General features: G+C 64.2%; 10 protein-coding genes. 2 read left to right on the top strand and 8 right to left on the bottom strand.

The genetic code is table 11. The features are described from left to right. The 8 genes from DWZ01_RS10355 to DWZ01_RS10650 form a co-directional block, all read right to left on the bottom strand. Positions 1–428, bottom strand: a 428-nt coding sequence (locus tag DWZ01_RS10355; protein WP_117848951.1) for a peptide ABC transporter substrate-binding protein, incomplete at its 3' end; no start/stop codon positions are given. A 201-nt stretch (positions 429–629) separates the two neighbouring features. Next, complete coding sequence (locus DWZ01_RS10350; protein WP_117848949.1) at positions 630–1,418, bottom strand: ATP-binding protein; 789 nt, start codon at positions 1,416–1,418, stop codon at positions 630–632. A 14-nt stretch (positions 1,419–1,432) separates the two neighbouring features. Next, a complete protein-coding gene (locus tag DWZ01_RS10345) occupies positions 1,433–1,948 on the bottom strand; it encodes a hypothetical protein (protein ID WP_117848947.1) in 516 nt (171 codons plus the stop codon). A 5-nt stretch (positions 1,949–1,953) separates the two neighbouring features. Beyond that, positions 1,954–2,202 carry an AlpA family transcriptional regulator gene (locus DWZ01_RS10340; RefSeq protein WP_042433145.1) on the bottom strand — a complete coding sequence of 83 codons (249 nt, stop codon included), beginning with the start codon at positions 2,200–2,202 and terminating at the stop codon, positions 1,954–1,956. A gap of 78 nt (positions 2,203–2,280) precedes the next feature. Beyond that, complete coding sequence (locus tag DWZ01_RS10330; RefSeq protein WP_117848945.1) at positions 2,281–2,499, bottom strand: helix-turn-helix domain-containing protein; 219 nt, start codon at positions 2,497–2,499, stop codon at positions 2,281–2,283. A gap of 738 nt (positions 2,500–3,237) precedes the next feature. After that, on the bottom strand, positions 3,238–3,657 hold the full coding sequence (locus DWZ01_RS10325) for a YjdF family protein (RefSeq protein ID WP_117848944.1): 420 nt from the start codon (positions 3,655–3,657) through the stop codon (positions 3,238–3,240). A gap of 505 nt (positions 3,658–4,162) precedes the next feature. Beyond that, a complete protein-coding gene (locus tag DWZ01_RS10320) occupies positions 4,163–5,125 on the bottom strand; it encodes an Abi family protein (RefSeq protein WP_117848942.1) in 963 nt (320 codons plus the stop codon). 113 nt (positions 5,126–5,238) lie between these two features. Further along, positions 5,239–5,631, bottom strand: a complete 393-nt coding sequence (locus DWZ01_RS10650) for a hypothetical protein (RefSeq protein ID WP_147332651.1) — start codon at positions 5,629–5,631, stop codon at positions 5,239–5,241. A gap of 85 nt (positions 5,632–5,716) precedes the next feature. On the opposite strand from DWZ01_RS10650, the gene DWZ01_RS10315 reads away from it, so the two are divergent. Both DWZ01_RS10315 and DWZ01_RS10310 read left to right on the top strand, forming a co-directional pair. Beyond that, a complete protein-coding gene (locus tag DWZ01_RS10315) occupies positions 5,717–6,352 on the top strand; it encodes a GyrI-like domain-containing protein (protein ID WP_117848940.1) in 636 nt (211 codons plus the stop codon). 49 nt (positions 6,353–6,401) lie between these two features. Further along, complete coding sequence (locus DWZ01_RS10310) at positions 6,402–6,647, top strand: hypothetical protein (protein WP_117848938.1); 246 nt, start codon at positions 6,402–6,404, stop codon at positions 6,645–6,647. Positions 6,648–6,817: the final 170 nt, after the last annotated feature.

Genomic DNA, 6,817 nt, shown 5'->3' with positions numbered 1-6,817 from the left:
TCGGGCGCCTTCTCGTGCAGATGGGCCCACTCGCCGCTGCGGCACTGCTCCGGCGTCGCCTCGCACATGTCGCGCATGGCGCGCTCGAACCGCTCGGGCTCCTGGGCGATGGCGCCGAAGCTCCAGCTCTCGAAGCCGGTCCACGCGTCGCCGTCGCGCTTGAGCGTCCACCACTCGTCGCCGCCGTTCACCTGCTGGATGAACGCGAGGTCGCGGTAGCAGAACCCCTGGCGTATGGCCCAGTTGCCCGAGCCGAGCGCCTCGCGGAGCCTGTCGACGCTGTCCGTGCGGGAGAACTCGTAGGGGTACTCCTCGAGGAACGGGTCGTCCTGCCAGTCGAAGCCGCCGACCTTGAGCCAGCCGTTCTCCTGGCACTTCTCCACGAGCCCTTCATGCTCGCGGCCGGTTATCCTCTCGAAGCCGTCCATGGGCCCTCCGCCTTTCGTTTGTTGCTTGGCGGGCGGCGTCCTCGCGATGGGGGCACGGTGCGAGTCGGAGCAGGCGTGCGTGCTGGCGCGCCGGCGCCGCCCAAGACGTGTATAGCGATTTCGATTGCGGCGGCGACCGGGGCCGCCCGCGATGGGTCGAGCTGGGTCGAGCCGTCCGCGCCTCCACGGGAAGCGCACAAGCTAGCCGAGCCGGCGCCTGTCCCTTCCGCCGAGGTAGACGGGGCTGCAGGTCTGGGAGATCCTGCTCGCGATCGCCTCTGCCGTTACGCGCTCGCCGCGCCTCGCGAGCCTGTCCGCCAGCGCGCCCGGCGCGTAGTTCGACGTGACGATGGTCGGGCGCATGTCCTCGTAGCGCGCGTCGAGCACGCTGAACACGGTGCCGACGGACCATTCCGTCGCGTCCTCCTTGCCGAGGTCGTCGAGCACGAGGACGTCGCACTTGGCGTATCGCGCGACGGCGGCCTCGGTGCCGCCCTCGTCGAACGTGGCCTTCACGCGCTCGAGCATGCCCTTGGCCGTCGTGAAGGCGACGTCGTAGCCGGCCTCGGCGAACAGCCTGGCCATGGCGGAGGCGGCGTGCGTCTTGCCGGCGCCGACGCCCCCGTGTATGTAGAGCCCGGCGCCCCCGTTGCCCGCGAACGAGGCGATGTACTCGGCGAACTCGGGGCGGTCGGCCTCGGCGGCCCAGTAACGCCTGGGGATGCCCGCGCGCGAGAGCGCCTTCTCCCGGCGGGCGGCCTCCTCCTTGGCGGCGAGGGCCGCGCGCCTTCGCTCCTCGGCCTCCCGCTCGCGGGCCGCGCCCTCGCACGGGCAGGGGGCGGCGGAGACCCAGGCGACCTTTCCCGCCAGCGCCGCGCCGAGCGGATCGAGGGCGGCGCCGCAGTGCGGGCACGTCCTCGGCTCCGGCTCGTCGAAGGAGAGCCCGGCCGCCCGGGCCTGCTCCAGGGTGATGAGTCCCGCTCGGTCCATCGGGCGCCCCTTCCTTATCTTCTGAAGTCTTCGTTATCCCTTTTTGATATTGGGTGGCATATCGTCAGGGGTTTGCCTGACATCTCGTCAGGGGTTCGGGCTGCGAACCCTGACGGTTCGTCACCCTTGTTCGCGGCGAGCCCTGTCATTTCGTCACCCTTTCGCGCCGGGAACCCTGACGAATCGTCAGGGGTTGCCAGCGCTCCGGGCGGCAGCCTCTCGCGCACGATGCGGTACCGCTTGGTGGCGTGCCCGCGCGCCGGGGCGTGCACGCCGCATTCCTCGATGAGGCCCCGGTCGAGCAGGTCGCGGATGGCGCGGTGGGCGCTGCGCTCCTGCACGCTGAGGAAGCGGGCCAGGCCGCCCTTGCTCTCGAAGTAGTCGCACCCGGCGTCGCAGAAGCCGAAGATGCGCGCGTAGACGAGCAGGGGAAGGCCGGAGAGGCCCAGGTCCGCCATCATGAAATGCCGTACCGCCGTGAACTCGCGCGGGGAGGGGCCGTCGCGCCCCCTCGGGCCTGCGGCCGCCATCGGCGCTAGCCCCTTCTGGGTGAGCCGACGACGCTGTTTCGCTCGACCCATGCGACGAGCTCGTCGTGCAGCACGATGCCGTCGCGCGTCTTGCCGCCGATGTAGCGGATCGGGAACGGGTCGTCGGGGTCCTTGGCGAGCCGGTACATGGCGTCGCGGCTGATGCGCAGCATCGCGCACGCCTCGTCGGCGCCGAATATCGCGTTGGTCGATGCGATGAGCCTCACCTGGCTCCTGCTAATGCTCTTGGTCATGGTCGTCCTCGAGCTCCTTTCGTCTCGAGGCTCCCTCGCGTGCCCGGCCGCGGGCGGCTCCCGGGGCGGTCGCCGCCGTCATTTCCTGCCGCTCCTCGACTCGATGTAGGCGTCCACTGACGCCCTCGAAACCAGGAGCTTCCTTCCGAGCCTGTACGAGTCGACCTCTCCCGACCAGATGAGGTCGTACGCCTTGTTTCGGCTCGCCCTCATGTACTCCTGCATCTCGATCACCGTCATCCATTCGTCGCGATCTTGGTTGCCCTCGGGCGCGACGCATTCGGCCGTGCGTGCCATGGTTCCTCCAATCTTCCCGTGCGGCACCGCGCGAGCACGCCGCACGGCACCGTGTCCCTTTTCGTCTGCGCGACGATTGAACCGCCTGATTGCGGTTGGCGCGCACGGCGGGAGCGGAGACGGGTCGAGGTGGGTCGAGCTGGTCGGGCCTTCACGAAACGGCCATGAGTTGCGCGCCTTAGCTCGTGGCTAAGTCCCCGAAAAGCAAAAGGCGCCCATGCGGGCGCCTGGCTAGGATCGAGGTTCGTTCGTTCGTGGTCGGAATGCACGTCTTCCGCGGTGCTGTGGTCCGGGGTCCGGCATCTGTCGTTCGCCTCTTCTGTCGTGTTTGATGTTGCGTGTTATGCGAGCGACCTTTCGCGGGCCTGCCGGCCCGTTGCCCCAGGTGCACCCGGGTAAATGGTACCCACCCATTGGGACGTGGGCACCGCGGGAGGGGCGTCTGGGCAAACTGGAACGGACGAGCGGCGGGGTTCAAAATGCAATAATTCGAGCTAAAGGGCCTTGTACTCTCTTTTGTAAAACGCGAGGGCGCAATAAACTCGACGATCCCCCTGAACCTTTTCTGAACGAATCAGCTCTTAGGCGGTATGACGCGACACGCATCGGTAGTGCTCGGACTGGGTTAGTCATCGAGTGAGTATAGAACATACGTTCTGTATAACGTTATAGCACCAGGTGGCAGGCGTAGTTTCAATCGAAGCTACGCCTGCTGCTATATATGGGTCGATGGTGGTATCAATGACCGCGATGCTTCTGTTTGCGCTTCAGTTTTCGCTGCTCGAAGCGCGCCTCCGCCTCATCCGCGCGACGCTGGCTTCTTGCTTGGGCCGATTCCCGCTTCATCGTCTCCCGCTGATTCGCGAGCGCCTGCTGCGCCTTGGTGCTCATCGCCGGCTGCTTAAGTGCTTTCGCCGCCTCGCGAGCGCGTCGCTTGGGGCTCTTCGCGGGCTTGCTTGTTTCAGTGGCCTCGTCGCCGAAGAACGCGAGCTTCGCCCATTTGCCGACAACGAATCGCAGGATCTCCTCATTGGACGGCTCCGCGCCGAAGACGATGCGGGCGGCGCCGTATCTGCCGTCCTCGACGTGCTCCGCCAGCCCGACCCAGAATTGGCCGTCGTGATATACGGTCAGGGTGGACGACACGCTGATCTGCATGGCTGGTTCCTCCTTTATGTAGATGACCATGCAGAGAAGGGACAACCAAGGAGGCAGGTTACTGATGCGGACTCCCGCACGCCCACGACTACCCGACGGGGACTGTGTTTTCATCTCTGGTGCCCGCATTGTAGCACGCGCGGATTCACGATGTTGATTGCCGGTGCCTAGACGGAGATGAAGGCGGTTCGATCTAGGTCAAGCCGGTCGCTCGTTCATGAAGCGGCCGATTCCCTGAAAATAAAAGGCGCCCACGAGGACACCTACAGGCTATCTTCGAACTACTTGATTTGGAGCAGACGGAGGAAAAAAATAGGGCAGAATCGCTCTCACGATCCCGCCCCGCAAACCCGAGGGTTTCTAACTGGCTCCATTATTCCGGGCTTCTCAGTTCTGTCATTGACCCAGGTATCACCCGTCTCCTATAGCGGGTGAATATAAAAATAGGGCAGAGTCGCTTGCGCAAGTCCGCCCCTAAAACCGTGAAGGTTTTGCTATCTGCAGGCTATTCTACCAACCCGAGCGATTCTGTCAACCTGCGAAGGAATTCGAGCGCGGAGCGAGCTGCGGCGTCGGGCCCCTTGTCGGGCAGCGCCTCGGTTTCGCCGTCGGCCCTGGCGAACATCTCGGCGAGCTCGGATGCGGCGCGCGAGCGCGAGGAGCCCTCGGGTACCAAGCCGGAGTGCGCCACGAGCACGGTCGCGACCTCCTGCATGGCCGTGTTCCCCATCCACTTCCTCCTGGTCGCCTTGGGAATTCCCACGGCGGCGACCCTTCGGGAGACGCCGCTGGACGCCGAGCCCCGGGCGGCGCCCCTCTCGGCGAAGCAGTTGATCAGGCACGAGCCGTGCGCGGCGCAGTTGCGGACGGACTTCACGCGCTTGAGGTCGTAGTGGGAGGCCTCGAGGCGCCTGTCGCCCCATCGCCTGGCGCAGAAGCGCACGAAGTCGATGAGGGTGCCGAACGAGGTGAGCTCAAGGAAGGCCCAGGCGGGCATGTCGCCGGAGTACTTCGCGTAGAGGCTCGAGCTGTAGGGGCTGCGGCCGCTCATCTTGAGCTCGCGCAGGCGGTACTCCCTGTTTGCAGCGGTAAGCGATGCCATGTAGTCGGCCACGATGGCGTAGCCGTCCTCTCCGCGGTCCTCCATCTCGCGAAGCAGTGTCACCTTCTGGAAGTGCTCGATGTCGAGCGTCATGCCGAGCAGGGCGTGGCGCAGCTCCTGGTCGAGCGCCGCGAGCAGGCGCAGCTGGCCGAAGTCGAGGTCTACGTAGCGGCCGTCGCGCGGGCCTCCCTCGTATTTCGAGAAGAGTTTGCGGTAGGATGCGAGCTTGAAGAAGTTGCACTTGTCGCGCAGGTAGTCCGCGGCCTCTTCCTCGGAACACAGCTCGAAGGCTACGCCCTTCTGCTTGAGGTGCTCTATCTGCTGCTCGATCGTGAGGATCGGCTTCCTATCGTGGGGTTCGGCCATGCTCGGTCTCCTGTCATTGATTTGAGAATCCTATTCTACCAGCATGTTTGCCCTGAATCCTGAAGGCCCGTTCGCCAACTCATAAGCAAGCCACCTGAGACTACTCACTTTGTTCACGAATGGCAAAGACCTGCGACCTGGGGTTTTGCAAATGGCGCGCAAGCCACCCGCGTTAATTCACTTGCGATTGCAGCTGGCGGCTTGCAGGCAAAAGGGCGGTTGAGTTTCAAAACGGGCGTTTTCGGCGCCATTGAGCCTCCAAAGGCGACCCGCCGCGCACTTTGGGACAAAAACAAAAACTCAAAGCCCTGAGTTTGAAAAAAGTTTTTGAGGTTGTCCCAACTTTTGTCCCCGAAGCCGACGAAACGCGACATCGCGTCATTCGGCGGCACGCGTTCCGTGTCGATGCCGAAAACTGGATGCAACTGGAATGACGGGACGGCAGAACCGACGCCATCGAGTGGGAATAGAACAGACGTTCGATTCTGTGTTATAATATCCTGCAATGGGCGCGGCCTCTTCCGAAGCCGCGCCCATTGCTATATTTGGTCGGATATCGATGGAAACCCAAGCTCAGGGAGGTTTGTTGCGATGGCATACGATTTCAAGAAGGAGTTCAGGGAGCTCTACAGGCCGTCCGGCAAGCCGAGCATCGTAACCGTTCCGCCTATGAGCTACGTCGCCGTGCGGGGCAAGGGCAATCCCAATGCCGAAGGCGGCGAGTACCAGAACGCGTTGCCGCTGCTCTACGGCGTCGCTTATACCATCAAGATGTCGAAGAAGAGCCCGCGAGAGATCGAAGGCTATTTCGACTTCGTCGTGCCTCCGCTCGAGGGCTTCTGGTGGCAAGACCGCACCGATGGCGAGATTGATTATGCGCGGAAGGATGACTTCAACTTCATCTCGTGCATCCGTCTGCCCGATTTCGTCACTCGCGAGGACTTCGACTGGGCAGTTTCGGAAGCTGCCGCCAAGAAGAAGCTGGACTTCTCGGCGGTCGAGCTGCTGAGGGTCGACGAGGGCCTTTGCGTTCAGTGCATGCATACCGGGCCTTACGACGACGAGCCGGCGACCATAGACGCCATGCGCACATTCGCGGCGGAACGGGGCTACGCCCCCGACTTCTCCGAAGCCCGTCTGCATCACGAGATTTACCTCTCCGACCCGCGCAAGTGCGCGCCGGAGAAGCTCAAGACCGTGATCCGTCATCCCATAAAGTTGATTTAGCGAAGCGAGTGACGCCGATCGCTTCGGCTTTTTGGGGGCTCACCGTGGCGTGGTCGGCAACGGGACGCGCCATGCGACCGGTGGGGGAGCCGAGGCGCGGGAGCGCGCGTTCGTTTGCACCGCCTCGCACGACCTCGTCACCCCGCTCATGGCGGTGACCGCGAACTGCGACGTGCTTGAAGCGGAGGCATCCGATCAGGCCGGCCTTGCGTCCTGGGTCGCCAACATCCGTGCAGCGGCGGACGAGATGGCGACTCGCATCGCTGGCATGCTCATGCACATGGGCGGCGACTAGACAGGGCGATCCCTGCAACGGGCATTATTATCTGGGAAGCGTTTGATTGCGAGGCACGCCGGTGTGAGGGCCTGATTCGTCAGATCCCGCACAGGGGGACCGCGATGGTGGCCACCGCGCCGCCCGAGGGGCTGTTGGCGAGCGAGACGGAGCCCCCGTGGGCGCTCGCG

This window comes from Collinsella sp. AF28-5AC (genome assembly GCF_003457875.1).
GTDB lineage: Bacteria > Actinomycetota > Coriobacteriia > Coriobacteriales > Coriobacteriaceae > Collinsella.
This window is presented reverse-complemented; position numbering and strand designations above follow the sequence as displayed.